This window comes from Pseudoselenomonas ruminantium (assembly GCF_900104055.1).
Classification (GTDB): domain Bacteria; phylum Bacillota; class Negativicutes; order Selenomonadales; family Selenomonadaceae; genus Selenomonas_A; species Selenomonas_A ruminantium_C.
The window spans coordinates 23441-50260 of the sequence record NZ_FNJQ01000027.1 but is presented as its reverse complement, the minus strand read 5'-3'; the positions used below and the strand labels follow the sequence as shown (position 1 = coordinate 50260).

Below are 26820 nucleotides of genomic sequence, written 5' to 3'. Positions count from 1 at the left end.
TTTTTCCATTCTTCAGCGGCAACAGGATTCTTTGCCAGATAATCTCTGAGGATTTCATCGCCATTGACATGCATGGAACGGAATTTGTAGCATTTGAAATTCCTGCCATCTTTGCCAATACGATCTGCATTGTAGAATACACTGCCTTTGGAATCCAGCTTGATGCAAATCGCAAGCGCTAACAGAATCGGACTGATTGCCAATCCGCCGATAGTAGTCAAAATCAGGTCAAAGGCTCGCTTGTAAATCCGATTACGACGCAGGGCCAGATTATTCTTCATATGCAGCATCAGGATTTCTTCGCTGAACAGAGACTGTGCTTCTACATCGGCCATTGGGGTACCAATGAGATCCGGCACATAGGACAGATGCCTTACATGCGGCTGGACTGTGGTGATCAGATGCTGGAGTTTATCCCGTTCCATACCTGGTGCTGTGATGATCACCGTTTTGGCATTAATGTTTTTTATGATCTGCTCCGCCTCAGCCACAGTTCCCAACAAGTTGTAGCGCTGGGGAATTTTATCCGAAACGGGATGATCGTCAATGAAACCGGCGATATGATAGCGATAGCCCAAGTCATCCTTGAAGAAATGCAGGGCGCGTTCGGCGGTTTTGCCGGCACCAATCATGATTACGTCCTCGTAAAGATGATGACGGTGTTTCAGATAAAAGCTGACGGCCAGTCGTTCGCAGTAAATCGTGATTAGCATTAATAGCCAGAAAACTATGAAAAAAGAGCGCGGCGCCTGCCAACTCGTGAAGAAATACAGCGCTGCCACACAGGCCAGCATGGCATAGGATATGCCGTAGAAGATGCTGCGCACGGTGTAGATAAATGGCTGCATGGTATTGTAGATTCTTGACTGGGCGAGAAATAACAGGAACGTCAAGGGCAGCCAAAAGTATAGATAAGCCCTGTGGATTGACAGGTCATAGATTGACGTTGACATTTGACCGGTCAGAATGACGGCCACATAATCAGTCAGCAGGAACAGAACCGGTGCCAGATAACGCCTCGCCTTTTGCCTTATGGAATTTTGGTTAGTATCTGCGGTCAATGTCATATAATTCCTTTCTGATATGATTGCCACCTCATCCACCGCTGAAGCGGTTCCCCTTCCCCTCAAGGGGAAGGCTTTTTTTTCAGCCTTGTTTGATTATTTCTCGGCTTTCATGTTGCTGAGGGCGTATTCGCAGCATTGGCGGACGAGGTTGTTTACCGATACGTGCTCGGACTCGGCCACTTTGGTGAGTTCCTCCAATAGGCTTTGCGGGAGGCGGAATGTTTTATTGATCATTTCTTCGGTCTGTCGGACTTGGAACATGGGATTAATTCTTCCTTTCATTTATTTCTTTTTACACACTCCATTATATTAGCACATATGCCCCCCCCCACAAGACATTATGTAAAAAAATATCAACTTAATCCACAAAACACACTTTTGTTGGATGTTTTTTACAAATAAAAAGACTTGCAACACTTTTCTACAGTGTTGCAAGTCTTTTTGCAATATTTATTTCATTATTCAGTTCTTTGTTGTCCCAGCATAATAGCGAGCCAGCTGCTGCATCTTGTCAATGGTATCGACACGGCCTTCCGTGCCGTTGTTGATGATGACGAGGATGAAATCTTCATCCTTGCCAATGAAGATACCGCCATCGGTATAGACGCCAGTGACTTCGCCAGTCTTGTGGGCAATCGTGTAGCCGTTCAGGGCTGACCCCAGACATTCCTTGTCATGCTGCTGCTTCAGGACGCTCAGCATGAATTCATCTTCCTCAGGGCCTACAAGCTGATGATAGTAGAGTTTGGTCAGCAGATGACCCAGATCCCTGACCGAGGACAGGTTTTTGCGCCCGCCGTTGCTGAGCATCATCTTATGCGCCAGCACGGTATCGCTGTAGCCGGACTGGGCGATGTATTGATTGATGTTCTTCATGCCCAGCTTGTCGATCAGGATATTGGTGGCGGTATTGTCGCTGTCGGTGATCATGACCGTCAGCAGCTGCCGTATCGTGCGCTGCTGGCCGATGTCATACCAGGTTGTGACACCAGCGCCGCCCACCACGTCATTCTTCCTGATGGTTACCTTGTCCTCCAGGGACAGTCTGCCGTCATGGACATCCTGCATGGTCTTGGCCATGACAAAGAGCTTGATGATGCTGGCCGGAGACATCTGCCTCTGGTTGTAAAGGAAAGGCTCGATCTCCCGGTCCGGGCGCAGGAAATAAACCGACATCTGATTTTTGCTCGTGCCGATGATGCGGGCCGTATTGGCCTGCAGATCCCCCTCGTCAGCCGCCCGGTCCGTACGTATGCTTTTTTTCTCACCCATAGCGAAATTAGCAGCCGCCTGGGCTGCCAATTTCCCATCGCCATGATGCATCCATAGAGCAGCGGACACTATGCCGCCCACTTCTAAAGTCGCCACCACTGCGAAAAAAGTAAAAATCCGTTTGAATGTCACGGAATGACGAACCTTCCTTTTCATTGTATATACCTAAAGTTTATTTACCATGGCTGTGGCGTGATTGGCGTCACCACACCAAAACGATAGCCCTTCGCCGCAAGATTTTCGATGATTCCCGGCAAGGCATTCACGGTTTCTTCCTTGCCACCGTTGCAGTGCATGAGGATCAACGCCATATTGTCCTTGAGATGCCCCTGTGTCCTTCTATCCACATATTGGAGCTGCTGATAAGCATTGGGCTTTTTCGGCGTAGCATCTTCCGTCAGCACATTCCAGTCATGCTCCACATAGCCTAAGAGATTCAAGGCCTCATAATAATCGTTGGCAAACATGCCCACAGTACCGCCCGGGGCACGGATGATAAAGGGACGCACGCCGATGGTATTCATGATGATGTCATCAGTATGCTCCATCTCCTCGATAAATCTCTCTTTATTGGCATAGAGATTATGATAATCATGGTCATAGCTGTGATTGCCGATGGCATGGCCTTCGGCAAAGATCCGCTTCAATACGTCCGGATGCTTCTCCACCATGCCGCCCAGCACATAGAAGGTACCATGGACACCATAATTCTTCAGGATATCCAGGATGGCCGGCGTATTCTTGCCATCAGGACCATCGTCAAAGGTCAGATAGGCCACCTTTTCCGCCGTATAACGCGGCAGGGCCGGCAGCATCGTGGGCAGGCCTTTCTCCTGCCGCTGCTTTAGGGTATAACGGTCATAGACCGGCTTATCCAAATGGATATTGTCATAGGTCAGATTGCTATAATCCCCTTTGGCCAGGGTATAGGCCGGGGACTCCACTCCCGGTTCCTCCACGGCCTCCGAAGCCGCCGTAACTGCCGGCTCCGTTGCCTTGACCTTCGCCAGCCAGGCCGCTCCTGCTATACCGCCTAATACGGCTATTCCCACCAAGACACCGATTATCCTGGTAAAACTCTTGCTTTTCACCTTACAGCGCCCCCAAATCAAATTCCCAATTCATAATTCTCGAATACCTTCCCATTATACCCCCTAAACAGCAATCAGTCCAATATGAATTCCGCAAAGACCACATTGCCATATTTAAATCCCTGATTTGTCAGACGGCAGCCATTGTCATCGACCTGCAGCAATCCCTGCTGTGCCAGTTTTGCCATAGTCTCACCATAGATTTCCTGCAGGGAAACCTGAAACTTTTGCGCAAAATCCCGGGCCGCAAGGCCTTCGACCGTGCGCAAAGCCAAAAAGGCAAATTCTTCCATGGCGTGCTGGCGGGTTGGCTCTTCCTCCAGCTTCCAGATCTCATCCCCCGCCTTTATCCCGGCGATATATTCCTGGATATCCGCAACAGCCGCATAGCGTTTCCCCTCCAGATAGGAATGGGCCGCCGCGCCGAGGCCTAAATAGGGCACATCATGCCAATAGCTGCGGTTATGGCAGCTTTCATAGCCGCGCTGAGCAAAGTTGGACACTTCATAGCGCAAATAGCCATGCTGTGGCAGGACATTGGTCATATAGTCATACATGGCTTCGGCCTCTTCCTCGGCAGGCAGGTCCAATTTACCCAATTCCTGCTGGCGGGCAAAGACCGTGCCTTCCTCCACCTGCAGGCCATAGATGGAAATATGCTGGACACCCAGGTTCAGCGCCTGCCCGACACTGGCCTGCAGCTGTTCCATCGTTTGCTCCGGCAGGCCGTATATCAAGTCCAGGCTGATATTAGCAAAACCTGCTTCCTGCGCCAACCGGATTGCTTCTAGAGCTTCCGCACTATTATGGATGCGCCCGATCCGCCTGAGCAGCCCGTCGTCAAAACTCTGTACGCCAAAACTCAGCCGATTGACGCCATTTGCCTTCAGCATCTGCAGATACTGCGCATCGACTGTGCCGGGATTGCATTCCACCGTAAACTCCGCAATCTCCGCACCGATGAAATTTTCCACAGTCTGCAGGATCTGCGCCATATTTTCCAAGGGCAGTGCCGTAGGCGTACCGCCGCCGATATAAACAGTCGCAGGCCTGCCCCACTTTTGCCGATAGGAAAAGCCCTGTATCTTGATCTGCTGACACAGGGCTTCCACATAGGCTTCCATCAGATTTTCCCGCCCGGCATAGGAGGGAAAATCACAATAGAAACACTTCTGCCGGCAAAAGGGAATATGGATATAAACTCCCCATTGCATAACGATCTTCCTTTAATCTATCTTCAAAATGGCCATAAAGGCTTCCTGCGGCACTTCTACCGAGCCAACCGCCTTCATGCGCTTCTTGCCTTCCTTCTGTTTCTCCAAAAGCTTGCGCTTACGGGAGATATCGCCGCCATAGCACTTGGCCAGCACGTCCTTGCGCCGTGCCCGCACGTTCTCACGCGCAATGACCTTGGAACCGATGGCTGCCTGAATCGGAATCTCAAACATCTGCTGCGGGATGATTTCCTTGAGCTTGGAGGCCAACTGGCGGCCGCGGCTCTGGGCTCTGTCCTTATGCACGATGGTCGAAAGCGCATCCACGGGATCACCGTTCAGCAGGATATCCACCTTCACGAGCTTGGACTCCTGATAATCTGCCAGTTCATAGTCCAGCGAAGCATAGCCCTTGGTCGCGGACTTCAGGCGGTCAAAATAGTCGAAGATGATCTCGTTGAGCGGGATATGATAGGTAATCATGACGCGGTTGGTGTCGAGATAATCCATATTCTTGAACACGCCGCGCTTGTCCTGCGAAATCTCCATGACCGCGCCGACGAAATCATTGGGCACGATCACCGTAGCCTTGACGAATGGTTCCTCGATATGCTCGATTTCCGTCTGCGGCGGCAGTTCGGCCGGGTTGCTGACGTTGAGTACCGAACCATCCGTCTTGAACACATGGTAGATAACGGAAGGCGCCGTGGTGATGAGCTTCAGATGATATTCACGCTCCAAGCGCTCCTGAATGACATCCATATGCAGGAGCCCCAAGAAGCCGCAGCGGAAACCAAAGCCCAGGGCCACGGAAGTTTCCGGCTCGAACACCAAAGCTGCATCATTGATCTGCATCTTTTCGAGCGCGTCCTTGAGGTTGTCATAGTCGGAGCTTTCCACGGGGTACAGGCCGCAGTAAACCATCGGCGTCACACCGCGGTAGCCGGGCAGCGGCTCGGCCGCCGGCTTGTCGGCAAAGGTGATGGTGTCGCCCACCCGCACATCGCGGACATCTTTGAGAGAGCCTGCCACAAAGCCAACCTCACCCATATTGAGCTCGCCCACATCCACAGGCTGGGGCTTGAAGCAGCCCACATCCGTGACTTCAAAGGTCTTGCCCGTAGCCATCATCTTGAGTCGCATGCCCTTCTTGATCTTGCCCTGCTTGACGCGCACATGGGCGATAACGCCCTTGTAGGAATCAAAGAAGGAGTCAAAGATCAGCGCCTGCAGCGGAGCATTCTCATCCCCTTCCGGTGCCGGAATGCGTTCTACAATAGCATCGAGGATCTCTTCAATGCCGATGCCCGTCTTGGCCGAAGCCAGTACCGCATCCGTGGCATCCAGGCCGATGGAGTTTTCAATCTCTTCCTTCACGCGGTCGGGATCAGCGCTGGGCAGATCAATCTTGTTGATGACCGGCACGATTTCCAGATCGTTTTCGAGGGCCATATAGACGTTGGCCAAGGTCTGCGCCTCAACGCCTTGCGCCGCATCCACGACAAGCAATGCTCCTTCGCAGGCAGCCAGGCTGCGGGAAACCTCATAGGTGAAGTCCACATGGCCCGGGGTGTCGATGAGGTTGAGCTGATACATCTCCCCGTCCTTGCCCTTGTAGTCAAGGCGCACGGTCTGAGCCTTGATCGTGATGCCGCGTTCCCGCTCGAGGTCCATATTGTCGAGGACCTGCGCTTCCATTTCACGCTGTGTCAGCGTTCCGGTATATTCAATCAAGCGGTCCGCAATGGTGGATTTGCCGTGGTCGATATGGGCAATGATCGAGAAATTGCGGATATTCTTGTTCTGCATGGTCATTTTCCTTTCGCACTTCTTTCCATATAACAGTCATTATAACGCATTTTCCCCCTCCCCTGCAAGAAATATAGTCAGCACAACGCAAAAAACTATTGCTTTTTGGCAAAGGGCGTGCTAAAATAGCTAGGTAACGAATCATTTGAGGGGGGTGAACTACTTGCCGAATATTAAAGCATCTATTCTTAGTGTAAAATCTGACGCTAAGCGCCGTGCGAAGAACGCTGCTGAGAAGTCCCGTGTACGCACTGCTTCCCGTCGTGTTCTCGACGCTGTTGAGGCTGGAAACGTTGATGAAGCGAAATCCCTCCTCACAGCTGCTTGCAAGACCATTGACATGGCTGCAGCTAACCACGTGTTCCACAAGAACTGTGCAGCTCGCAAAAAGTCCCGTCTGGCTCGCAAAGTGAACGCACTCGCTAAGTAATTTTCTCAGATGAGATAGAAAAAAACCGTCCCTCGGGGCGGTTTTTTTGTGCGCTTTTATCGCTTTCATTTGAAATGCCTGCCGATTATGTTATACTTACGTTAGAGAAAACGACAGGGGATGATTTTTATGCATATTCGTCATAGCAAACTGCTGAGCCTCGTGAACCAGCACAACCGCATTGCGGTGACGGAACTGGCCAAGGCTTTGGATGTTTCGGAAGTGACCATCCGCAAGGACTTGAATATATTGGAAAAAAAGGGACTGCTGCGCCGGGAACACGGCTATGCCCGGCTGACCACCAGCGACGATGTGGGCAACCACCTTTCCTTCAACTACGAAGCGAAGCTGCGCATTGCCCGCCGGGCGGCCGAAAGCGTGCACAATGGGGAAACCATCATGATCGAGTCCGGCAGCTGCTGTGCGCTGCTGGCCGAGGAAATCGCCGCCAACCGCCGCGATGTGACCATCATCACCAACTCGGCCTTTATCGCCGATTACATCCGCAAATACCCGCAGGTGCGCGTAATCCTTTTGGGCGGGGAATACCAGAAGGAATCGCAGGTCATGGTCGGCCCCATGATCCGCAGCTGCGTGCGGGATTTCTACGTCAGCAAGTTCTTTGTGGGCACGGACGGTCTCAATGACCTCGGCTTTATGTCCAACGACCTCATGCGGGCCGAAGCCACCCGCGTCATGGCCGAGCGGGCCGAACAGACCATCGTGCTGACCGAATCGGCCAAATTCAAGACGCATGGCACGGTGAAGCTGCTGCCCTTTGAACAAGTCTCGGCCCTCTACACGGACGACCTGGCAGACAGTGAAACCATGAGCCAGCTGCATGGCAAGGGAATTCATGTGTATCCGGTTGGGGAATAAAAAAGCAGTGAGAAAGTATCTACCTTTCTCACTGCTTTATTTATCGCTTATTCAGCTGCAGCAACGACTTCTTTGCCGTCATAGTAGCCGCATTCCGGGCATACATGATGGGGCATCTTCGGTTCGTGGCACTGCGGGCAGGCTACGAAGCCAGGAGCCTCCAGCTTCCAATTAGCACGACGCTGGTCGCGGCGGGCCTTGGACATTTTTCTCTTTGGAACTGCCATTTCGGATACACCTCCTTGAAACTTTCTTTAGTCTTTGTTCAATAACTGCTGTAATGCTGCCATGCGCGGATCAGGTACGAAACGGTCACAGCCGCAGTCCCCTTCATTCAGGTTATGTCCGCACTTTGGGCAAAGCCCCTTACAATCGGGCTTGCATATATTACTGAGGGACTGGGCTGCCAGCAGGGTGTCATGCACCAGGTCCTCGATATCGAGCAAATCCCCGCTGAAGACATTGATGGAGTCATCCTCGCCTTCATCACGCGTGAAGTCCTCGGAAAACTCGTGCACCTGTTCTTCACGGCAATCTGCCAGACAACGATTGCAGACAAAGGTCTTGACCACTTCGATCCTGCCGCTGACGCGCCAGCGCATCCCCGTGTAGACCACCGTTCCCGTCACCTTGATGGGACCTGCGAACTGATAGTCATCACTTTCGGCATCAATCTCTGCCGCCGTCACGGAAAAATCAAATGGCAGCTCCCTGCCTAAATCAGTTTGTAATTCAGCAATATTAATATTCATCATTTCAGCATCAACCTCACATAATTATAGCGACCGTATGGGGCTTTGTCAATGCTTATTACTTTACTGCCACCGTAAACTCGGCATCAATTTTCTTGACCTTCTCCACGCGGCGCACATATTTCTCAGCCGTCAGCGGATCTGTATGCATCCAGGTCTTCACCGTCTCCATGGCGATAGCGCCGCCGATGATCTTGCCGCCCAGGCACAGCACATTGGAGTCGTTGTGCTGGCGGGCCAGCGCTGCACAGAACGGATCCTGGCAGACCACAGCGAAAATCCCGCGCAGTTTGTTGGCAATCATGGCACTGCCATAGCCGACGCCATCCACAAAGATGCCACGGTCACATTCGCCCTTGGCTACTGCCGCAGCTGCCGGCAGAACGAAATCCGACAGGTCGCAGGATTCCTCATCATAGGTACCGAAATCCTTGACCTCATGGCCTTCACTCTCCAAATAAGCCTTGATCTCCTCTTTAAGCCGCGTCCCGGCATGGTCGTTAGCCATTGCAATTTTCATAATAAAACCTCCCGTTACAATCCTAAACGATATTATGATTGTAACGAGAGGAATTTTATTTGTCAATATTTTTACAAAACATCAGCCGCATCCCCGGCCTCTATGCCTCTATCACTCGGACTTGGCGGAGATGAATCGCTGCTGTTGCTGCTGCAGCTGGTGTGGCTCCTGCTCCTGCAACTGCTCCTGCATCTGTTGCTGCATCTGTTGCTGCATCTGCTGCTGTCTCTGCAACAATTGCTGCTGCTGTTGCTGCTGTTCCTGCTGCTGGCGGGCAGCCTGCTGATTCATCTGCGCTTTGGCCTGCTGCAGGACATTGAGTGCCTGCTGGAGGCCGGCCTCAGCCTGACGTACGCCCTGGAAGGTACCGTTCACATGGCTGATGAGCTGGTCGAACACCTGATTGGCATAGGCATCGGCATTGTTCTGAAGCTGCGTGGCATTGGCCTGGGTGCGTTCCATGATCTCGCGCTCCTGATCCTGGGCCTGCTGCACGATAGCCCGGGCCTTTTCCCGTGCCTGCTTGACGATCTCGCTTTCCTCGATGACGCTTGCCGCATATTCCTTGGCCTTATTGCGGATATCCTCCGCATCTTCCTCAGCGGATTTCAGGATCTGGTCGCGGTCGCGCATGATCTCATCAGCGCGGTTCAGCTCCTTGGGCAGGTCATTGCGGAGTTCCTCCACATAATGCACCAATTCGTTGTCGTTGATTAAAGTCTTTTCCGTAAAGGGCACCCGGGAGGCGCCCACCACCATATTCTCGATTCTATCCAAAGTCTCGCGTACTGACATACTGTTACTTCCTTTCCCCATCTGCTTTTTTTCTATCTAACATCGCCTGTTCCACACAGGCAGGTACCAAACCATTTATACTGCCGCCAAAGCGGAAAACCTCCCGCACACCGGAAGAACTCACATAAGACAGGTCCGGCCGCGTCAGCAGGAACACGGTATCGATTTCAGGATTCAGATGCTTGATCATATAAGCTTCGTTCTCCTCGTATTCCAGATCCTTCACCGACCGCACGCCCCGCACGATAATCTTTGCATCCTGCGCCGCCATGAAGTCGGTGATCAAGCTGTCAAAGGCCATCACCCGCACATTAGGCAAGTGCGCAACAGCCTCCTCTATCAGCTGCACCCGCTGTTCCACCGGGAAAAATCCCCTCTTTTCCACATTGCGGAACACACAGATGATGAGCTCATCAAACATGGTGCTGGCCCGTTCAAAGACATCCAGATGCCCCATGGTCACCGGATCGAAACTGCCCGAACATACCGCCCGCTTCATACTTCGTCCTCCTCTGCTTCCATATAGGAACGCCATTGGAAAAAACTGATCTGCGTGGTATGCCCATAACGGCGGTTATGCACCAACTGCAGCCGGGATAATTCCGGATAGTCATTTTCATCAGCGCCATGTTCCACCACGAGGATTCCCTCTTCTGCCATCAGGCCATCAGAACCATCAATCTGTACCAAAGCCCGCTGCCAAAGCCCCTGATGATAGGGAGGATCGCAGAAAACCAGCGTGAAACCAGCCTGCGCTGCGGACTGCCGGGATAATTCTGCAAAGACATCCCCGCTGCGGACCGTGCCCTTGTCAGACAGCCTCGTAAGTTCCAGATTCTCCCGGATCAGACCGGCGGTAGCTTTGTCCACAAATACTGCCGACGCTGCGCCCCGGGAAAGTGCTTCCAAGCCCAGGTTGCCGGTACCGGCAAAAATGTCCAGCACCTTCCGTTCCTGTACCAGATTCCCTAAGATATTGAACAGGGATTCTTTCACCCTGTCCGCCGTAGGCCTTGTCACCTCGGCCCCCTTAGGCGTCTTCAAGCGGCAGCCCCGGGCCGAACCGGTAATTATGCGCATTCACTCACTCCCTACTAACGAAACATTATCATTTTAGCATATTTTTCTGTAATAGTGAACTATGCACCGTTAAATTTTCCCTTGCACGGGCACAGCTATGCGAGTGATGAATTCTGCCGGATTGGCCGTGCTCATATCCTCGCGCAGGCTCTCTTCAAAGGAAGGACCAGCTGCCTCGAGATCATGTGCCTGCATATATTGGCGCAATCTTTCATAGGAAGCTGTCGTATCCATATAATCTCCGGCGAAACAGGTCACGACATACCGCCCTGCCGGCCTTAGGCAGCGCTGCGCCTTGGGCAGCCTGCGCCATTTCCTATCCGTTGCCACATAGAAATGACTAACCACCTGTTCAAAGCCTGGCCGCATGAAATCCTCCCTGGCCACCATAGCCCCAAAGGTATACCCGATTAAAAGGCCGGCTTCCATCGCATCCCGCATATGCGTGGCAAATTTCTGCTCCACGCCTTCCCAATCTTCCTGCAGATAAAGCTGCCGCAAATCGTCTGAAATCATCAGTCTTTGCTCAGGCAGTTCCTGTTCTGTCACGATATCCAGCTGCACCTGTCGGGCCTGCTCCAAGACCTGCCGCTGATTGGCGACAATCTGTTTCATGCGCCGGAGTTTGGCAATTTCCTGATTCAGCCATGCTTCCTGCTCTGCCAGCAGCCGGGCAAATCTTTCCGGCGTACGCCCTTCCATATACTCTTTGATTTCTGCAAGTTCCAGCCCCATATCCCGGAACATGCGTATCATATAGAAGGGATAGAACTGCCGTGAGGAATAAGCCCGATAGCCATTGGCCTCCACCGAGTCCGGACTGAAGATGCCCTCGCTGTCATAATAATGCAGCGTCCGTTTGTTCACCCCGGTCATCCGAGCGAATTCACCGATATGGAATGTCATATGCCGTGCCATGAAAAATCCCCCTTGACATTACAGTTACTGTATCCTTTATGCTTAATATACAAGATGCGAATCCAGTATTCAAGCAGATTATTATGAGAAAGGAAAATGTTTATGCGTAAGAATACCCGTAATCCATTATCTTATCACCACAGTATGTGGTCACTGCTGAAGTTCGCGGCCCCCTCCATCGGCATGATGATCGTGATCTCTCTCTACACCGTCACCGATGGCATCTTCATTGGCCGCTACGTTGGCAGTGACGCTCTGGCGGCATCGAATATCGTCTATCCGGCGTTCAATCTCGTATTGGGGCTGGCCATTATGCTCGCCGCGGGCGGTTCGGCACTGGTTGCCAAAACCCTGGGCGAGGGTAATCGCGAGCTCGCCAGCCGGCGGTTCACCCTGATTACCATCAGCGGCGTGGTACTGAGCCTCATATTGGCACTTACGCTCTGGCTCTTCATGGAGCCTCTGCTCGCCTTCCTTGGGGCCAGTCCTGCCCTCTATGATGAATGTGTGAACTACATCGTGACGCTGCTGCCCTTCTTCCCGGCAGCAGCCATGATGATGATATTCAACGCCCTCTTCATCGCTGATGGTCGCCCCATCCAAGGCTTTGCCGTCTCGGTCGTATCCGGTATCCTCAATGCCTGCCTCGACTATCTCTTCATGGCCAAAATGGGACTGGGCATCGCGGGAGCTGCGCTGGGTACAGGCCTTGGCGAAACAGCTGCGGCCATCATAGGCCTTCACTACTTCGCCCGCCGCAGCCGCATGATCCGGTTCATGAAACCCACACTGGAATGGCGCATGTTATTGCAGGCCATGTACAATGGCTCCTCGGAACTGGTCACGGAACTTTCCGTAGGTGTGACCACCTACCTCTTCAACATCATCACCTTTTCCTGGGCTGGCGCCGATGGCGTAGCCGCAATCTCTGTGATCCTCTATGCAGAAATGCTGCTGACCTCTATCCTCGTCGGTTTCAATAACGGCATTGCGCCCATCTTCTCCTATCAGTACGGCGCGAAAAATTACCGCGAACTATTGCGGCTGATGCGTCTGGCCCTTCTGAGCATCGGCATCTTCTCCCTGATTTCCTTTGCCGGCTCCCGCCTCCTGGCCGAACCGCTGATCCAGCTCTTCCTGCCAGACGGTGGCTCAGCCTACAGCATCACCGTCAATGGCTTCCTGCTCTTTGGCTTCAGCTTCCTGCTGTCGGGGTTCAATATCTTCACCTCGGGTTTCTTCACGGCCATTGCCGATGGCAGGACCTCCGCCATTGCCTCCTTTGCCCGCAACTTTGCTGGCATCGTGATCTTCCTGCTGCTCCTGCCAAAGCTTATCGGCTTCAGCGGCGTCTGGCTGGCTGTACCGGCGGCAGATCTTACAGCAGTCCTGCTCTCAGCCTTCCTGCTCTACGAGCAGCGGCATAGTTTCCTGACCTTGCAGCAGAAAGCCCAGCGACGCCAGTCTCTGCAGCGCCAGCGTCAGCTGAGCTGCTGATCCTCACAAATATATAGCCAAAAAGCCCCATCCTTTCGGATGGGGCTGATTCTATGCAATTGGTGACACCTACGGGATTCGAACCCGTGAACCCGGCGTGAGAGGCCGGTGTCTTAACCACTTGACGAAGGTGCCGCTGGTGACGCCTACGGGATTCGAACCCGTGAACCCGGCGTGAGAGGCCGGTGTCTTAACCGCTTGACGAAGGCGCCATGGTCAGTCGATTATCGCTGACTCAAATTATTATAGCACTATGCCGTAAGGTTGGCAAGACTTTTTTTGAGACGGTCCAAAGAATTTTCTTTGCCGAGCACGGAGAGGATTTCCGTAGCGCCGCCCGGCGTTACGGATTTGCCGGCTACACCGATGCGCAGCACCCACATCACGAGGCCCTTCTTGAGTTCCTGGGCAGCAATGTATTCTTCGAGTTTTGCGTAAAGGCTGTCATTATGCCAATCAGCTTCGCTGACATTTTCCAGCAGCTCGATGAGTTTTGGCATCAGTTCTGCTGCCTTCTCCGGATTGACCTTGTTGCGCTTATTGTTGTAAAGGTTAGCATCGAATGCCGGCATCTCCACGAGGAAGTCAATCTCATCCTTGACGTCGCTAAAACGCTGTACGCGGGTTTTCAGCAGGGCTGCAACCGTCTGCCAGTTTGCCTCAAGGTAATCCGGCAGGTCTTCCACGAAATCGTGAGCACGGTTAGCGAATTCTTCGTCGCTCATCGCCTTGAAGTATTCGCCATTGATCCAGCCCAGCTTGTCATAGTCGAACACAGCCGGGGATTTGGACAGGCCATCGAGACCGAAATGGGCAATCAGTTCTTCCATGGAGAAGATTTCCTGATTGGTGGTCTTGGGGTTCCAGCCCAAGAGTGCCACATAGTTGGTGATAGCTTCGGGCAGGTAGCCGAGTTTCACGAGATCATCGAAGCTCGTAGCACCATGACGCTTGGAGAGCTTGGACACGGAACCGTCTTCATTCTTGCCCATAACCGGTGCCAGATGGATAAAGGTCGGCACTTCCCAGCCATAAGCTTCATAGAGCAGGATGTACTTCGGCGTGGACGTGATGAACTCCGCACCGCGCATGATATGGCTGATGCTCATGAGATGGTCATCGATGACGTTGGCGAAATTATAGGTCGGCATGCCATCGCGCTTCAGCAGCACCTGATCCTCAAGTTCCGAGTTAGGGATCGTGATATTGCCATGGAGCACATCAAAGAACGTCGTGGAACCGTCCAGTGGCATCTTCTGGCGGATAACATAGGGATCGCCATTCTTGAGATGCTCTTCAATCACAGCCGCATCGAGATCGCGGCAGGTACGGTCATAACCGCCGAATTCGCCAGCGGAATGATCCTCATCCGGATTGCAGAAGCAGTAGTAAGCATGACCGGTCTTCACGAGCTCTTCGGCATACTTCTTGTAGATATCCATGCGCTCACTCTGCACATAGGGACCGCAATCGCCGCCAATATCCGGGCCTTCGTCCGGCACGATATGGGCCATTTCCAAAGTACGGTTGATGAAATCCACAGCGTCGGCCACATAACGGGTACGGTCGGTGTCTTCGATACGCAGGATAAAATCACCCTTCTGCGCTTTAGCGTAGAGATAACCATAGAGCGCCGTGCGCAGATTGCCAATATGCATATATCCCGTCGGGCTAGGTGCAAAACGGGTACGAACCTTCTGACTCAATGAAACTTCCTCCTAAAAAATAACTATGATAAAGCTTAACGCTTCAGGAACTGATACAGGGCACGGTACATCAGCATGGTGCTGACAGCACCGGGATCTTCGACGCCAATGCTGCGCTCACCCACGAGACTCGCGCGGCCTTTTTTTGCCGGGATTTCTTTCGTGTAGTTCACGCCATCACCAGCGGCCTTGGAAGCTTCCTGCAGCACTTCAAAGAGATTCTTGTCCTCGACATTTTCCGGCAGGAAGCAGTCATGGATGGGAATCAGGGCATCGAGGATGGTCTTGTCGCCCTGCTCTGCACGGCCCCGCTCCTGGATGGCGGCAATGGCTGCAGCCAGCAATTTTTCAAAGCTCTTGATGTTCATGCGGGTTTCTTCGTCGCAGACTTCGCTGGCTTTGACAAAGGCAGCGCCATAGAGCGGGCCGGCTGCGCCGCCCACGTTCTGGATCAGGCTCTTGCCAATCTTTTTCAGCACGGGGCCAATCTGCGTCGTATCATCCATATCATCCAAAGCTTCCTTGGCAGCCCGGAAGCCGCGGGCCATATTCAGGCCATGGTCGCCATCGCCGGCCTTGGCGTCAATATCCGATAAATAATCTTTCTGCGCAATAATCGCTTCAGCTACGGCATCAAAGGCGTCTTTAATTCTCGACATAACACACATACTCCTTGCATAAAGTAAATTAGAATAAAAATTAAAAAACTCATTGATGGGGAAACAATGAGTTTATAAATACACACCTAACCATTATAACACGCTGAGAACAAAGCGCAAGTGTGAATTGACAGAAATATAGGAAGAAAATCTATTTATTTGTATATCACAAATCACAGCTGCCCATATTATAGCGCAGCTCCTGATTCTTCACGCTGACACGGGTTTCCGGCGGCACCGAATGCGTCAGGAACACGTTGCCCCCGATGACCGAGCCCTTGCCGATCACCGTGTCACCGCCGAGGATTGAAGCCCCGGAATAGATGGTCACGTTGTCCTCGATGGTCGGATGGCGCTTCTTGTTGAAGAGCTTGCGGCCGCCGGAGGTCGAAAGCGCGCCCAAGGTCACGCCCTGATAGACCTTCACATGCTCGCCGATTTCCGTCGTCTCTCCAATCACGATGCCCGTACCATGGTCAATCATGAAGTATTTGCCGATGGTCGCCCCGGGATTGATATCTATGCCCGTCTTGCTATGCGCCAGCTCCGTCATGATGCGGGGAATCACCGGTACACCCAGTTTATAGAGCTCATGGGCAAAGCGGAATACCGTCACCGCATAGAGACCAGGATAAGCAAAGATGATCTCATCGGCACTCTCTGCTGCCGGATCTCCATCGAACAGGGCCTCCACGTCCGTAGCCAGGTATTCGCGGATCTTGGGAATCTGCCGTAAAAATTCCAGTGTAATACGCTGAGACTCTGACCGCGTAGCATCCAGCGTCTCTTCATCCAGTTTCATGCCATAACGCAGGGCAATGGCAATCTGCTTGTTCAGACGGAAGGCGATATCCTCAATGACCATGGACAGGTTATTGCGGATATCGTAGATGCGGTAGTGCGGATCTTTCACATAGCCGGGATAAGCCACCCGGTTCATCTCCCCAATCAGCTCATAGATCACCTTCGTATCCGGCTGGTTGAATACATCCAGTTTGTCGATATGGCGCGCCTTGTCATAGTCTGCCAATATGTCCTGCGTAATATCCTTGATATCCTGACCGATAATATCCTGCATAAAGTTCTCCTTTTTGTTGCCATGCATATACGAAAATGGCTTCAAACACTGCCGCAGCAGAATTTGAAACCATCCTGTTTTCTCTCATATTATCGTATCATTCCCGCCCTGACCTGTCAATATCCTGACAGACACAATGAACACGCTGCGGGACCATTATCGTACGAAATGACATCGCCAGAGAATCATAAGTCACAAGACGCCCGGTCAAAAGTTCTCCGATCCCGAGCAGGAACTTGATAACCTCCGTGGCCTGCAGGCTGCCAATCACGCCGGGCACCGATCCTAAAACGCCGTTCTTGCCGCCATTTGTTTTGGGTGCCTCCGGGAACAGACAGCGCAGGCAGGGACTTCCCGGCACATAGGTCATAAGCTGTCCCTGATACCGCAGGATTCCCCCATGGACAAAGGGCACCTGCATTCTTACGCAGGCATCATTGATGGCAAATTTCGTCAGCGGATCATCCACGGCGTCCACCACCATATCGAAATGTTCGCTTTGCAAAAGATGCTGCAGGGATTCCTGCGTTATTCTTTCTGCATAGACAGGCACCTGTACCGCAGGATTAAGTGCCTGCAGACTTTCCCTGCCGCTGTCGATCTTGCGCCGCCCCAGATCTGCCGTCGTATGCAAAAGCTGACGTTGCAGATTGGACAGCTCCACCTGATCAAAGTCCGCCAAAGCCACCGTGCCAATCCCGGCCGCAGCCAGATAAAAGGCCGCGGGCGACCCCAGGCCGCCCGCACCGACCACGAGCACCCGGGCAGCTTTTAATTTCGCCTGTCCCGCTTCGCCAAAATCCGGCAGCATGATCTGCCGCGCATAGCGTTCCTTTTCTTCTGTATTCAACTGCACAGACTCACCTCCACCAATCCGATTCCTTCATCATACCACTCATCACACAGGCTCCGGCAGCACCTGCTGCCAACACCTCCGGCAAGCGTTCCGGCGTGATGCCGCCAATCGCATAGACCGGCATATTTCCTGCCGTCTGGCAGGCCGACCGCAGGAAGTCCAAACCTCTGCCCGGCAGCCCCCGCTTGCAATCCGTTGCGTAGATATGGCCGGCTACGATATAGGAACAGCCTAAAGCAATTGCCTCCTGCACCTCCACCACGCTATGACAGGAAGTTCCCAGCACGCGCCAATCCTTCCGCTGGCCGGCGGATAACTGTCGTAGCTGCGGCAGGGGAAGGTGCAGGCCAGCCGCATGCAGCTCCATTGCCACCTGCGGGAAACTATGCAGGTACAATGGCACTGCATGCGGGCGGCAGATTTCCTGCACCGCCTGCGCCAGTTCCCGGTATTCCCTGGCACTTAGATCCTTTTCCCGCAGGATTATGGCCCGGGGCTGGCGGCTGGCCACCGACTCTATCTGCCGCAAAAAATCTCCCGCACAAAGCCGGCGATTGGTCACGGCAATAATCCTGTGCCAATCCATCTGCTCATACATAGACATAATCATTGAGCACCGGCTGGAGCCCCTCGCTGCTCATATCTGCATACATCGTGTCGATGCTGCGGTTATCGGCAATCTCAAACTGCTCATCACCATGTGTTCCCTCCTGATGGCCTTCATACTTCTCCTCATGGTCGCCAATACCCGTGGACACCCCGGCAGAAATCTTCGTGGCGCAGATTTTGGCGATGCCGTTGCGGAATGCAGCCGACTCGCGCGAAGACACCGTGATGCCCACATAGGGCAGGAAGATGCGGTAGGCGCAGAGCACCTGACAGAGTTCCCGCTCGCCTACGCCCTGCGGTGTGATCTTGTCATTGTTGACAATGGGCCGCAGGCGCGGGCAGGACAGGGAAAATTCCGCCCATGGATAACGCCTTTGCAGATGCCAGACATGCAGCGCCGTAGCCAGCGCATCCTTGCGGAAATCTGCCAACCCCAACAGCGCCGAAAAGCCCACGCCCCGCATGCCGCCGCGCAAAGCCCGTTCCTGCGCCGCAAAGCGGTAGGGGAACACGCGCTTATGTCCCAGGAGATGCAGTTTCTCATACTGCTCGAGATCATAAGTTTCCTGAAAGACCGTCACATAATCGGCACCACATTCGTGCAGGTAACGGTAATCTTCCGTATTGACCGGATAGATTTCCAGCCCCACATTGCGGAAATACTTCCGCGCCAGCTGGCAGGCCTTGCCGATATATTCAATGCTGCTCTTGACCTTGCTCTCCCCAGTCAGGATCAGGATTTCCTCCATGCCGCTTTCAGCAATCACCTGCATCTCATGCTCAATCTGCTGTTCATCAAGCTGCAGGCGCTGGATATCGTTATAGCAGTTGAAGCCGCAGTACACGCAGTAATTCTCGCAGTAATTGGCAATATAGAGCGGCGTAAAAAGATAGACCGTATTGCCAAAGTGACGGCTGGTCTCCTGCCGGGCACGCCTTGCCATCTCCTCCAGGAATGGCGCTGCCGCCGGTGACAGCAAAGCCTTGAAATCCTCCTGCGAGCAGGTCGTATGGTCAAGTGCCCTCCGCACATCAATTGCCGTATAGCGGTTGTAATCATAAGCCTCCATTTCCGCGAGGACTTCTGCCTCTACCGTGGAATCGAGCTGCTCCATTTCCGGGAAATAAGCCAGGGGACTCTTGCGGCTCGCCGGATTGTTCTCCAATTCATGCTTACGCTCTAGAGCCTTTTCGCTCAGCCGCGCCGAATCCACCAGAAAACTGTTTGCTTCCTTCGCTTCTGTCATCGTAATCCCCCCTTAATCATGCAGGAACCCGGTCAGGGGATCGGAAGCCTCAGCCCCGCGCACGAGCACCCGTCCTAATCCGGACAGATATGCTTTACGCCCAGCGGCAATGGCCTCCTTGAACGCCGCCGCCATCAGGGGCAGATTGCCCGCCGTGGCCAGCGCCGTATTGGCCATGATGGCCGCCGCTCCCATCTCCATCGCTTCACAGGCCTGGGACGGCGCTCCAATGCCCGCGTCCACGATAATGGGCAGGTCGATTTCATCGATCAAGATCTGAATGAATTCCTTCGTGGCCAGTCCCTTGTTGGAGCCAATCGGCGCCGCGAGCGGCATCACGGCAGCCGCCCCGGCACTGACCAAATCCCGGGCCACATTGAGATCCGGATACATATAGGGCAGCACAACAAAACCCTCCTTGGCCAAAATTTCCGTGGCCTTGATGGTTTCACTGTTATCCGGCAGCAGATACTTGCTGTCCCGCATGATTTCGATCTTGACAAAATCCCCACAGCCCATGGCCCGGGCCAGCCTAGCAATGCGCACGGCCTCTTCGGCATTGCGTGCTCCGGACGTATTCGGCAGAAGCGTCACCTGCTTCGGTATGTAGTCCAGGATATTTTCCTTATCCTGCGTGTTGGCCCGGCGCACGGCTAGTGTCACAATCTCGGTCCCAGCATCTTTTACGGCCGCCTCAATAAGTTTCAGCGAATACTTGCCCGATCCTAAGATAAAACGGGAGTGAAATTTATGTCCTGCTAATTCCCAACAGTCTTCCATATTATTTTCCATCGTATCAGCCTCCATAAGATCAGCCACCGCCCATAAAGCAGACGATTTCCACTACATCACCATCATGCAATATAACCTGCGGATATTGCGCTGCGGAGATAATCTCCCCATTATACTCCACAGCGATCATCCGCCCGCCATAGCCTGCCGCCTCCAGCCATGCCGCAATACTCCTGCCGGCAGCCTGCTCCGCTTTGCCATTGATTGTCACCATATATTCGCCCCCTTTTGCACCACAAAAAAGGACTGCCCGTTCCGGACAGTCCCTAAAAAACACAGTTCACTTGCACATCCCTACGTTGGCATTATCCAAATCAGGTTATGGGTCGGGACCTTGAGCCCCCTCTCAGCCTGCTGTGCTCTCGCCGCAAGCTCCCCTTGCTATGAAGTTCTACCTCCATTATACGCCCTAAAGCAGAAAATGCAAGTTCCAATACGCTTAAATCTTGAATCTCTCCACGGAGGACTCCATGCCATTGGCCATTTCCGTAAGACGGCGGCTGGCGCTGGCAATCTCGTTCATCGTGGCCGTCTGCTCTTCCGTAGCCGCCGATACTGTTTCCGCCTCGGAAGCCACATTGCGGCTCATCTCACTGATCTTGTTGACCGCTTCATGGATGGTCGTGGTATTGCGGGCCAAACCTGCCACCGTACGCTCCATCTCCGCCGTCTCTTCCACAACCTGCTCGACCATACCGGCAATATCTTTGAAGCTGTTACCTGCACCATTCACGGCACCCACACCATTTTGTACCTGGGAAACGCCATCCTGCATGACCGATACGGCATTGCGGGCCTTATCCTGAATGGAACCGATCAGGCCGGAAATCTCTCCGGCCGAAGAGCTCGACTGCTCGGCCAGTTTCCGGACTTCATCGGCCACGACCGCGAAGCCACGGCCATGCTCGCCAGCACGGGCAGCTTCAATCGCCGCATTGAGCGCCAACAGGTTCGTCTGCTCAGCAATCTCGGAGATCGCATCCACAATGGCGCCGATCTTATCGGACTCTCTGCCCAATTCCTCAATAACCTGTGCCGACTGGCTCACGGACTGCTCAATGAGTTCCATCTGCCGCACAGCACCGGTCACAGCCTTTTCCCCGCTATCAGCCTGGCCTTTGGCTTCAGCTACCACTTTCCCGGCATGTTCGATGGTCTTCTTGAAGCGTTCCATGCTCTCAGACAGGCTCTCGATATTGGTGCTGGCATTCTCAACTTCCGTGAACTGCTCACTGCAGGAGCCCGCCACGTTGACAATGCTGTCCGCTACAGAACCGCTGACTTCTGCCGACTGTTCCGAACTGTTGGTAAGCTGCTGGCTGGAAGCTGCCACCTGCTGGCTGGAATCGATGATCTGCCGCATCATCTCGCTGACATGGGACTGCAATGTATGCAGGGCCCGGCTCATTTCCCCGATCTCGTCCGTACGATGGAATACTTCCTCCAGGGAGTTGTCTTCGCGCAAATCACCGGTGGCCATGACGCCGAGGCGTTCGGTAACGATATGCAATGGCCCGACGATGGATTTAGCCGCCAGCATCCCTAATGCCGAGAAAATCACCAACAGGATAAGATTGACGATCACCGTATTGATCAGCGTAGATTTGAAAGCTTCATCTGCCGCAGCCTGTTCCTCGGCTACCCGGCTGTCAATATAGTCAATCCAGACGCCCGTCCCCAACACCCACTGGTAGGGCGCAAAGGTGGCCGTATAATTGCGTTTGGGCAAAGGTGTGGTTTCATTAGGCTTAGCAAACATCAGGTCCGTATAACCACCACCATCCTTGCGGCCATTTTCAATCATTTCCTTGATAAACTGTTTGCCGGAAGGATCCGTAAGATTGATACGGGATTTTCCCTCAGTGTCACGCCCTAAGAGCACCACGTTGACACCTTCATATGTATCAATCCAAAAGTAACCCTTGCCATCATCATAACGCAGGTTACGCACCAGATCAGCCGCTTCTTTTCGTGCCTGCTCTTCCGTCAGTTCCCCCTTTTGCTGCCGGTCATACACCTGTTTGATCAAGGATATAGCGGTCTCGGTTTCAATCTTGAGCTCCCGTTCCACATCTTCGATCATCGTCTGCTTCACCGCAGCGACCTGCCGTTCTGACTCGGATTTCAGGTTCATGATAAACGCCGCACTGACACAGATGGTAGTCAGCACTGCGATGCCTATGACCATTATCACGAACCGTCCCTTTAGCGACATGCCTATCCCTCCAAACCATTCCTTATCCGATTATTAAGATTCTTCTTTCTAATTCTGCTTATTCGACATGAGCATCCCTATTCCTGCTAAAAATTTATGCTATAAACAAAAAAGCATCTGACCGGTCAACGAACCAGTCAGATGCTTTTTGCACGTTATTCAGTTTATGCCTGTGCGCCAACTACATTTCTATCATGCTTCTTTTCTTCCTGATCCATGACAATGGTCACAGCACCATCACCCGTGATATTCAGGCAAGTACGGAACATATCGAGCACACGGTCGATACCAGCTACCAAGGCCAGACCTTCCAACGGCAGGCCAGCGGTCTGCAGTACCATCGCCAGCATGATCAGGCCTGCGCCCGGAACACCAGCGGTACCAATGGAGGCCAGCGTACCCGTCAGGATGATCATGAGCATCTGCCCCATGGTCAGATCAATACCAAACACATTCGCGATGAAGAGCGAGCAGACACCCATATAGAGAGCCGTACCATCCATATTGATGGTAGCCCCCAGCGGCAGAACGAAGGAGGAAACCTCGCGGGATACCCCCAGCTTCTCCTGACAGTTCTTCATGTTGATAGGCAAAGCTGCTGCACTGGAACAGGTCGTGAAAGCAATCATCATGGCCTCACTCATGCCCCGGAAGAATTCCATTGGCGTATGACCGCCCCAGACACGGGCCAGAGACGAATACACCACTACGGCATGAATCAGGCAGCCAATGGCTACGCAGCCAATAACAGACATCAGCGGCAACAGGACTGCCGGACCATTCTTCGCTACAACCGGCAAAAGCAGAGCAAATACACCAATCGGTGCAAACTGCATCACGATACCGATAATCTTATAGGAGACTTCAGCAGCTGCGTCAAAGAACTTCATCAAAAGCTGTGCCCGCTCGCCGCCCACATGGACAATACCAATACCAACGAACAAGGAGAACACAATAACCGGCAGAATCTGAGCCTTAGCCATCGCATCAATGGGATTAGCAGGAATCATCGCTACCAGAACCTGCATGAGCCCCGGAGCTTCCTTGACCTTCACCGCTGCATCACTGGTCAGCGACAACCCCGTCCCCGGGCTGAAAATACCAGCAACACTGAAACCAATCAGAATTGCTACCGCCGTAGTCATCAAGTACAGGACTACAGTCTTGGCACCAATACGTCCTAATTTCTTGGTATCCCCCAGGCTGGTCATCCCCACCACTAGTGAGAAGAAGACGACCGGCACGATCATCATCTTGATCAGATTGATGAACATGGTACCAATCGGGGCAATCCACCAATTGATAAATGGCAGAGCCGGTTCCCCAGCAATCAGTCCCACCACGACGGAGAGTACCAGAGCGATAAAGATTTTGATGGAAAGATTCATACTATCACTCCCTTTACTATAAATTATAAATGCGCTTCCATCTGTCTCCATTATACGAATTTATGTAAAGAGTGTCTATATTCTCCGGCCATGTGTATTGTATACATAATTTTCTAAAAAAATAAGTCTTCCCCAAAAGGGAAGACTTACCTGCATTATAACGCTGCCAGCAGCTCTTTTACCTTATCCAGGTATTCCTCGCGGCTCACCGTGAACATCTCACCGGTCTTGCGCACCTTGATCTCGATCTGGCCTTCTTCGACGGCCTTGGGACCAACTACCACACGCAGCGGATAGCCGATCAGATCGCAGTCCTTGAACTTGACGCCTGCGCGTTCCTTGCGGTCATCGAGCAGGGTGTCGAAGCCAGCAGCCTTGCATTCCTTATAGATTTCCTCGGAATAAGCCAGCTGGTCTTCCTTCTTGGCATTGACGGCTACGACCACCACTTCGAACGGAGCAATAGCACGCGGCCAGATAATGCCGTTCTCATCGTTGTTCTGCTCGATGGCAGCAGCCATGGTACGGCCTACACCGATACCGTAGCAGCCCATGTAGAGTGGCTGCTGCTTGCCCTGCTCGTCGAGGAACATCGCGCCCATAGCCTGGCTGTATTTCGTGCCCAGCGTGAAGACCTGACCGGCTTCAATGCCGCGCGTCATCTTCAATTCTGCGCCGCAATGCGGGCAGGCGTCGCCCTCTTTGACCATGCGCAGGTCAGTCACGATAATGCCCTCGGCATTGAAGTCGCGTTTCGGATTCACATTCTTGTAATGGGCATCCACAACGTTTGCCCCAGCCACGGCATTATGCATGTTCATAACCGTGGGATCAACAAGAACAATCACATCTTCACTGGGCGTAATACCGATAGCACTCATGAAGCCCGGGCAGCCGCCAGCATTCTTGATGGCTTCATCTTCGGCCATCGTGAGTTCCAGCGCGCCTTCCACCTGATTGATTACCTTGACTTCGTTGACATCATGGTCGCCGCGGACAAAAGCGAGAACCAACTTGCCATTATCGGACTGATAAGCCACTGCCTTAATAGTCTTTTCCACAGGAATGTTCAGGAACTGAGCCAAAGCTTCAATCGTATTGGCCCCCGGCGTAGCCACCTTTTCGAGCGGCAGTTCATCTTCTGCCGGTGCTTCGATGGGGCTCAGCGCTGCTTTCTCATCGCTGGCCGCATAGTCGCACTTCGTGCAGTAGGCGATATTGGATTCGCCAGCTTCGGCCAGCACCGTGAACTCGTGGGAATGGCCGCCGCCAATGGCGCCGTTGTCGGCCTCTACCGGACGGAACTCCAGCCCCATGCGGGTGTAGATATTCGTGTAAGCATCGTACATCTTCTGATAGGACTCATTCATGCCCTCGATATCCTTATCGAAAGAATAGAGGTCTTTCATGATGAACTCACGGCTGCGCATCAGGCCGAAGCGTGGACGGCGTTCATCGCGGAACTTATCCTGAATCTGATAGAGCATCAGGGGCAGCTGCTTGTAGGAGCTGACCTCATCCCGCACGAGATCCGTAATCATTTCCTCATGCGTCGGGCCAAGGCAGAAGTTGCGGCCATGGCGGTCCTTGATGCGCATCATCTCATCGCCGTAAGCAGCCCAGCGGCCGCTTTCTTCCCAAAGCTCGGAAGGCTGCAGGATCGGCATGCCGATTTCCTGACCGCCGGCGGCGTCCATCTCCTCACGGATGATTTCCTCAATCTTGCGAATGACACGCCAGCCCAAAGGCAGGTAGGTGTACATACCACCGGCCACCTTGCGGATCATCCCCGCACGGTACATGAGCTGATGGCTCGCAATCTCGGCTTCTGCCGGCGTATTGCGCAGCGTGGGTGCATATAAATTACTTGCTCGCATTGTTCTTACGTTCCTCCAATATCGCGTCAATTTCTTTAAAGAGTTCTTCTACTAAATTTTCTTCCGGCACCTTGCGGATGATTTCGCCCTTGCGGAAGATCAGTCCTTCGCCATTGCCGCCCGCAATGCCCACATCCGCGCCACGGGCCTCGCCCGGGCCATTGACCACGCAGCCCATGACTGCTACGTCAATAGGATCTTGGATGCCTTCGAGTTTCTTTTCGACCTGCGCAGCAATGGCGGGCAGGTCAATGCTCGTACGGCCACAGGTGGGGCAGGCCACGAGTGTCGGCCCATATTCCTTGAGGCCCAAGGATTTCAGGATCTCATTGGCTACTTTCACTTCCACCACGGGATCACCGGTCAGGGAAATACGGAAAGTATCGCCAATGCCTTCGGAAAGCAGGGCACCGATCCCCACCGCCGACTTGATGATCCCCGTGTTAACCGTGCCGGCTTCCGTAATGCCCAGATGCAGCGGATAATCCACCGTCTTACTCATGAGGCGATAAGCCGCGAGCGTCAAAGGCACATCATGGGCCTTGAGCGAAATCTTGAGGTCATGGAAATCCAGGTCCTCAAGGATCTTCACATGCTGCATGGCAGATTCCACCAAAGCTTCCGGGGTAATGGCCCCGTACTTGGCCAGAATCTTCTTATCCAACGAACCGGCATTCACTCCGATGCGGATGGGGATATGGGCTTCCTTGGCCGCCTTGACCACGGCGCGCACCTTTTCCTCCCCACCGATATTGCCTGGGTTCAGGCGCAAGGCGGAAATCCCCTGCTTGATGGCCTCAAGGGCCAGTTTGTAGTCAAAATGAATATCGGCCACCAAGGGAATATTGATCTCCCGGATGATATTGCCGAGGTTCTGCGCCGCTTCCATATCCGGCACAGCCACCCGCACGATATCACAGCCGGCATTCTGCAGGGCTTTGATCTGCGCAACCGTAGCTTTCGTATCCGTGGTCTTGGTATTGCACATGGACTGCACGGAAATCGGTGCCCCGCCGCCGATGGCGACGCCGCCGATATGGATCTGCCGGGTTTTCTTGCGTTCAAACAT

The 26820-nt window shown here is 53.2% G+C and carries 27 protein-coding genes, 2 tRNA genes, 1 pseudogene and 1 riboswitch; of the genes and pseudogenes, 3 read left to right on the top strand and 27 right to left on the bottom strand.

The window, feature by feature from the left end; genetic code table 11:
- The 6 genes from BLQ59_RS11520 to lepA form a co-directional block, all read right to left on the bottom strand.
- Window positions 1-1067, bottom strand: a 1067-nt coding sequence (locus BLQ59_RS11520) for a sugar transferase (RefSeq protein WP_143005348.1), incomplete at its 3' end; no start/stop codon positions are given.
- Between the two features lie 93 nt (window positions 1068-1160).
- Complete coding sequence (locus tag BLQ59_RS11515; RefSeq protein ID WP_074572016.1) at window positions 1161-1328, bottom strand: Arc family DNA-binding protein; 168 nt, start codon at window positions 1326-1328, stop codon at window positions 1161-1163.
- Between the two features lie 201 nt (window positions 1329-1529).
- A complete protein-coding gene (locus tag BLQ59_RS11510) occupies window positions 1530-2495 on the bottom strand; it encodes a serine hydrolase (RefSeq protein WP_081342550.1) in 966 nt (321 codons plus the stop codon).
- Between the two features lie 20 nt (window positions 2496-2515).
- Window positions 2516-3430, bottom strand: coding sequence for a polysaccharide deacetylase family protein (locus BLQ59_RS11505; RefSeq protein ID WP_074573028.1), 915 nt, complete (start codon window positions 3428-3430; stop codon window positions 2516-2518).
- A 74-nt stretch (window positions 3431-3504) separates the two neighbouring features.
- Complete coding sequence (gene hemW / locus BLQ59_RS11500) at window positions 3505-4644, bottom strand: radical SAM family heme chaperone HemW (RefSeq protein WP_074573027.1); 1140 nt, start codon at window positions 4642-4644, stop codon at window positions 3505-3507.
- Between the two features lie 12 nt (window positions 4645-4656).
- Window positions 4657-6453 (bottom strand): translation elongation factor 4, encoded by a 1797-nt coding sequence (lepA, locus tag BLQ59_RS11495; protein WP_041914535.1) that lies wholly within the window; start codon window positions 6451-6453, stop codon window positions 4657-4659.
- A 163-nt stretch (window positions 6454-6616) separates the two neighbouring features.
- Here lepA and rpsT point away from each other — a divergent pair, with 163 nt between their 5' ends.
- Complete coding sequence (gene rpsT / locus BLQ59_RS11490; RefSeq protein WP_026761325.1) at window positions 6617-6883, top strand: 30S ribosomal protein S20; 267 nt, start codon at window positions 6617-6619, stop codon at window positions 6881-6883.
- Window positions 6884-7012: 129 nt separating this feature from the next.
- A complete protein-coding gene (locus BLQ59_RS11485) occupies window positions 7013-7762 on the top strand; it encodes a DeoR/GlpR family DNA-binding transcription regulator (RefSeq protein WP_074573026.1) in 750 nt (249 codons plus the stop codon).
- Window positions 7763-7809: 47 nt separating this feature from the next.
- Here BLQ59_RS11485 and rpmF read toward each other — a convergent pair whose 3' ends face one another.
- The 7 genes and pseudogenes from rpmF to BLQ59_RS11450 form a co-directional block, all read right to left on the bottom strand.
- Window positions 7810-7989, bottom strand: coding sequence for a 50S ribosomal protein L32 (gene rpmF, locus BLQ59_RS11480; protein WP_014423332.1), 180 nt, complete (start codon window positions 7987-7989; stop codon window positions 7810-7812).
- Between the two features lie 27 nt (window positions 7990-8016).
- Window positions 8017-8517 (bottom strand): YceD family protein, encoded by a 501-nt coding sequence (locus BLQ59_RS11475; RefSeq protein ID WP_074573025.1) that lies wholly within the window; start codon window positions 8515-8517, stop codon window positions 8017-8019.
- 55 nt (window positions 8518-8572) lie between these two features.
- Entirely contained in the window at window positions 8573-9034 is a 462-nt protein-coding gene (locus tag BLQ59_RS11470) for an RpiB/LacA/LacB family sugar-phosphate isomerase (RefSeq protein ID WP_074573024.1), read from the bottom strand.
- A 261-nt stretch (window positions 9035-9295) separates the two neighbouring features.
- A pseudogene (locus BLQ59_RS11465) lies at window positions 9296-9829 on the bottom strand (ATPase); the annotation flags it as partial.
- 4 nt (window positions 9830-9833) lie between these two features.
- Window positions 9834-10328 carry a pantetheine-phosphate adenylyltransferase gene (coaD, locus tag BLQ59_RS11460; protein ID WP_074573023.1) on the bottom strand — a complete coding sequence of 165 codons (495 nt, stop codon included), beginning with the start codon at window positions 10326-10328 and terminating at the stop codon, window positions 9834-9836.
- A complete protein-coding gene (rsmD, locus tag BLQ59_RS11455) occupies window positions 10325-10909 on the bottom strand; it encodes a 16S rRNA (guanine(966)-N(2))-methyltransferase RsmD (RefSeq protein ID WP_074573022.1) in 585 nt (194 codons plus the stop codon). The genes coaD and rsmD overlap by 4 nt, the downstream gene beginning before the upstream one ends.
- Window positions 10910-10978: 69 nt before the next feature.
- Window positions 10979-11827: a MerR family transcriptional regulator gene (locus BLQ59_RS11450; RefSeq protein ID WP_074573021.1), complete on the bottom strand. Its 849-nt coding sequence runs from the start codon at window positions 11825-11827 to the stop codon at window positions 10979-10981.
- A 96-nt stretch (window positions 11828-11923) separates the two neighbouring features.
- On the opposite strand from BLQ59_RS11450, the gene BLQ59_RS11445 reads away from it, so the two are divergent.
- A complete protein-coding gene (locus BLQ59_RS11445) occupies window positions 11924-13324 on the top strand; it encodes an MATE family efflux transporter (RefSeq protein ID WP_256324665.1) in 1401 nt (466 codons plus the stop codon).
- 60 nt (window positions 13325-13384) lie between these two features.
- Here BLQ59_RS11445 and BLQ59_RS11440 read toward each other — a convergent pair.
- The 14 genes from BLQ59_RS11440 to ispG form a co-directional block, all read right to left on the bottom strand.
- Window positions 13385-13459: transfer RNA gene (locus tag BLQ59_RS11440), tRNA-Glu, on the bottom strand.
- Between the two features lie 2 nt (window positions 13460-13461).
- A tRNA-Glu gene (locus BLQ59_RS11435) sits at window positions 13462-13536 on the bottom strand.
- Window positions 13537-13575: 39 nt separating this feature from the next.
- On the bottom strand, window positions 13576-15030 hold the full coding sequence (gene gltX, locus BLQ59_RS11430) for a glutamate--tRNA ligase (RefSeq protein ID WP_074573020.1): 1455 nt from the start codon (window positions 15028-15030) through the stop codon (window positions 13576-13578).
- Between the two features lie 35 nt (window positions 15031-15065).
- On the bottom strand, window positions 15066-15689 hold the full coding sequence (dhaL, locus tag BLQ59_RS11425; protein ID WP_074573019.1) for a dihydroxyacetone kinase subunit DhaL: 624 nt from the start codon (window positions 15687-15689) through the stop codon (window positions 15066-15068).
- A gap of 166 nt (window positions 15690-15855) precedes the next feature.
- On the bottom strand, window positions 15856-16767 hold the full coding sequence (locus BLQ59_RS11420; RefSeq protein ID WP_074573032.1) for a serine acetyltransferase: 912 nt from the start codon (window positions 16765-16767) through the stop codon (window positions 15856-15858).
- Between the two features lie 97 nt (window positions 16768-16864).
- Entirely contained in the window at window positions 16865-17623 is a 759-nt protein-coding gene (locus BLQ59_RS11415) for a HesA/MoeB/ThiF family protein (protein WP_256324664.1), read from the bottom strand.
- A gap of 4 nt (window positions 17624-17627) precedes the next feature.
- On the bottom strand, window positions 17628-18233 hold the full coding sequence (locus tag BLQ59_RS11410) for a thiamine phosphate synthase (RefSeq protein ID WP_074573018.1): 606 nt from the start codon (window positions 18231-18233) through the stop codon (window positions 17628-17630).
- Complete coding sequence (gene thiH / locus BLQ59_RS11405) at window positions 18214-19479, bottom strand: 2-iminoacetate synthase ThiH (RefSeq protein ID WP_074573017.1); 1266 nt, start codon at window positions 19477-19479, stop codon at window positions 18214-18216. Before thiH ends, BLQ59_RS11410 begins: the two co-directional genes overlap by 20 nt.
- Before the next feature lie 12 nt (window positions 19480-19491).
- Complete coding sequence (locus BLQ59_RS11400; RefSeq protein ID WP_074573016.1) at window positions 19492-20271, bottom strand: thiazole synthase; 780 nt, start codon at window positions 20269-20271, stop codon at window positions 19492-19494.
- A 19-nt stretch (window positions 20272-20290) separates the two neighbouring features.
- On the bottom strand, window positions 20291-20485 hold the full coding sequence (gene thiS, locus BLQ59_RS11395; RefSeq protein WP_074573015.1) for a sulfur carrier protein ThiS: 195 nt from the start codon (window positions 20483-20485) through the stop codon (window positions 20291-20293).
- Between the two features lie 60 nt (window positions 20486-20545).
- Window positions 20546-20660: riboswitch (TPP riboswitch) on the bottom strand.
- A 50-nt stretch (window positions 20661-20710) separates the two neighbouring features.
- Window positions 20711-22486 carry a methyl-accepting chemotaxis protein gene (locus tag BLQ59_RS11390; protein ID WP_074573014.1) on the bottom strand — a complete coding sequence of 592 codons (1776 nt, stop codon included), beginning with the start codon at window positions 22484-22486 and terminating at the stop codon, window positions 20711-20713.
- Between the two features lie 164 nt (window positions 22487-22650).
- Window positions 22651-23874: a dicarboxylate/amino acid:cation symporter gene (locus tag BLQ59_RS11385; protein ID WP_074573013.1), complete on the bottom strand. Its 1224-nt coding sequence runs from the start codon at window positions 23872-23874 to the stop codon at window positions 22651-22653.
- Between the two features lie 155 nt (window positions 23875-24029).
- Window positions 24030-25751: a proline--tRNA ligase gene (locus BLQ59_RS11380; RefSeq protein WP_074573012.1), complete on the bottom strand. Its 1722-nt coding sequence runs from the start codon at window positions 25749-25751 to the stop codon at window positions 24030-24032.
- Complete coding sequence (gene ispG, locus BLQ59_RS11375) at window positions 25738-26820, bottom strand: flavodoxin-dependent (E)-4-hydroxy-3-methylbut-2-enyl-diphosphate synthase (RefSeq protein ID WP_074573011.1); 1083 nt, start codon at window positions 26818-26820, stop codon at window positions 25738-25740. Before ispG ends, BLQ59_RS11380 begins: the two co-directional genes overlap by 14 nt.

Bases quoted from the DNA above. Each gene is read 5' to 3' on its own strand.
- BLQ59_RS11515 (WP_074572016.1), bottom strand. From the start codon at position 1,328: ATGTTCCAAGTCCGACAGACCGAAGAAATGATCAATAAAACATTCCGC.
- BLQ59_RS11510 (WP_081342550.1), bottom strand. From the start codon at position 2,495: ATGAAAAGGAAGGTTCGTCATTCCGTGACATTCAAACGGATTTTTACT.
- hemW (WP_074573027.1), bottom strand. From the start codon at position 4,644: ATGCAATGGGGAGTTTATATCCATATTCCCTTTTGCCGGCAGAAGTGT.
- lepA (WP_041914535.1), bottom strand. From the start codon at position 6,453: ATGCAGAACAAGAATATCCGCAATTTCTCGATCATTGCCCATATCGAC.
- BLQ59_RS11485 (WP_074573026.1), top strand. From the start codon at position 7,013: ATGCATATTCGTCATAGCAAACTGCTGAGCCTCGTGAACCAGCACAAC.
- rpmF (WP_014423332.1), bottom strand. From the start codon at position 7,989: ATGGCAGTTCCAAAGAGAAAAATGTCCAAGGCCCGCCGCGACCAGCGT.
- BLQ59_RS11475 (WP_074573025.1), bottom strand. From the start codon at position 8,517: ATGATGAATATTAATATTGCTGAATTACAAACTGATTTAGGCAGGGAG.
- BLQ59_RS11470 (WP_074573024.1), bottom strand. From the start codon at position 9,034: ATGAAAATTGCAATGGCTAACGACCATGCCGGGACGCGGCTTAAAGAG.
- coaD (WP_074573023.1), bottom strand. From the start codon at position 10,328: ATGAAGCGGGCGGTATGTTCGGGCAGTTTCGATCCGGTGACCATGGGG.
- rsmD (WP_074573022.1), bottom strand. From the start codon at position 10,909: ATGCGCATAATTACCGGTTCGGCCCGGGGCTGCCGCTTGAAGACGCCT.
- BLQ59_RS11450 (WP_074573021.1), bottom strand. From the start codon at position 11,827: ATGGCACGGCATATGACATTCCATATCGGTGAATTCGCTCGGATGACC.
- BLQ59_RS11445 (WP_256324665.1), top strand. From the start codon at position 11,924: ATGTTTATGCGTAAGAATACCCGTAATCCATTATCTTATCACCACAGT.
- dhaL (WP_074573019.1), bottom strand. From the start codon at position 15,689: ATGTCGAGAATTAAAGACGCCTTTGATGCCGTAGCTGAAGCGATTATT.
- BLQ59_RS11420 (WP_074573032.1), bottom strand. From the start codon at position 16,767: ATGCAGGATATTATCGGTCAGGATATCAAGGATATTACGCAGGACATA.
- BLQ59_RS11410 (WP_074573018.1), bottom strand. From the start codon at position 18,233: ATGATTATGTCTATGTATGAGCAGATGGATTGGCACAGGATTATTGCC.
- thiH (WP_074573017.1), bottom strand. From the start codon at position 19,479: ATGACAGAAGCGAAGGAAGCAAACAGTTTTCTGGTGGATTCGGCGCGG.
- BLQ59_RS11400 (WP_074573016.1), bottom strand. From the start codon at position 20,271: ATGGAAAATAATATGGAAGACTGTTGGGAATTAGCAGGACATAAATTT.
- thiS (WP_074573015.1), bottom strand. From the start codon at position 20,485: ATGGTGACAATCAATGGCAAAGCGGAGCAGGCTGCCGGCAGGAGTATT.
- BLQ59_RS11390 (WP_074573014.1), bottom strand. From the start codon at position 22,486: ATGTCGCTAAAGGGACGGTTCGTGATAATGGTCATAGGCATCGCAGTG.
- BLQ59_RS11385 (WP_074573013.1), bottom strand. From the start codon at position 23,874: ATGAATCTTTCCATCAAAATCTTTATCGCTCTGGTACTCTCCGTCGTG.
- BLQ59_RS11380 (WP_074573012.1), bottom strand. From the start codon at position 25,751: ATGCGAGCAAGTAATTTATATGCACCCACGCTGCGCAATACGCCGGCA.
- ispG (WP_074573011.1), bottom strand. From the start codon at position 26,820: ATGTTTGAACGCAAGAAAACCCGGCAGATCCATATCGGCGGCGTCGCC.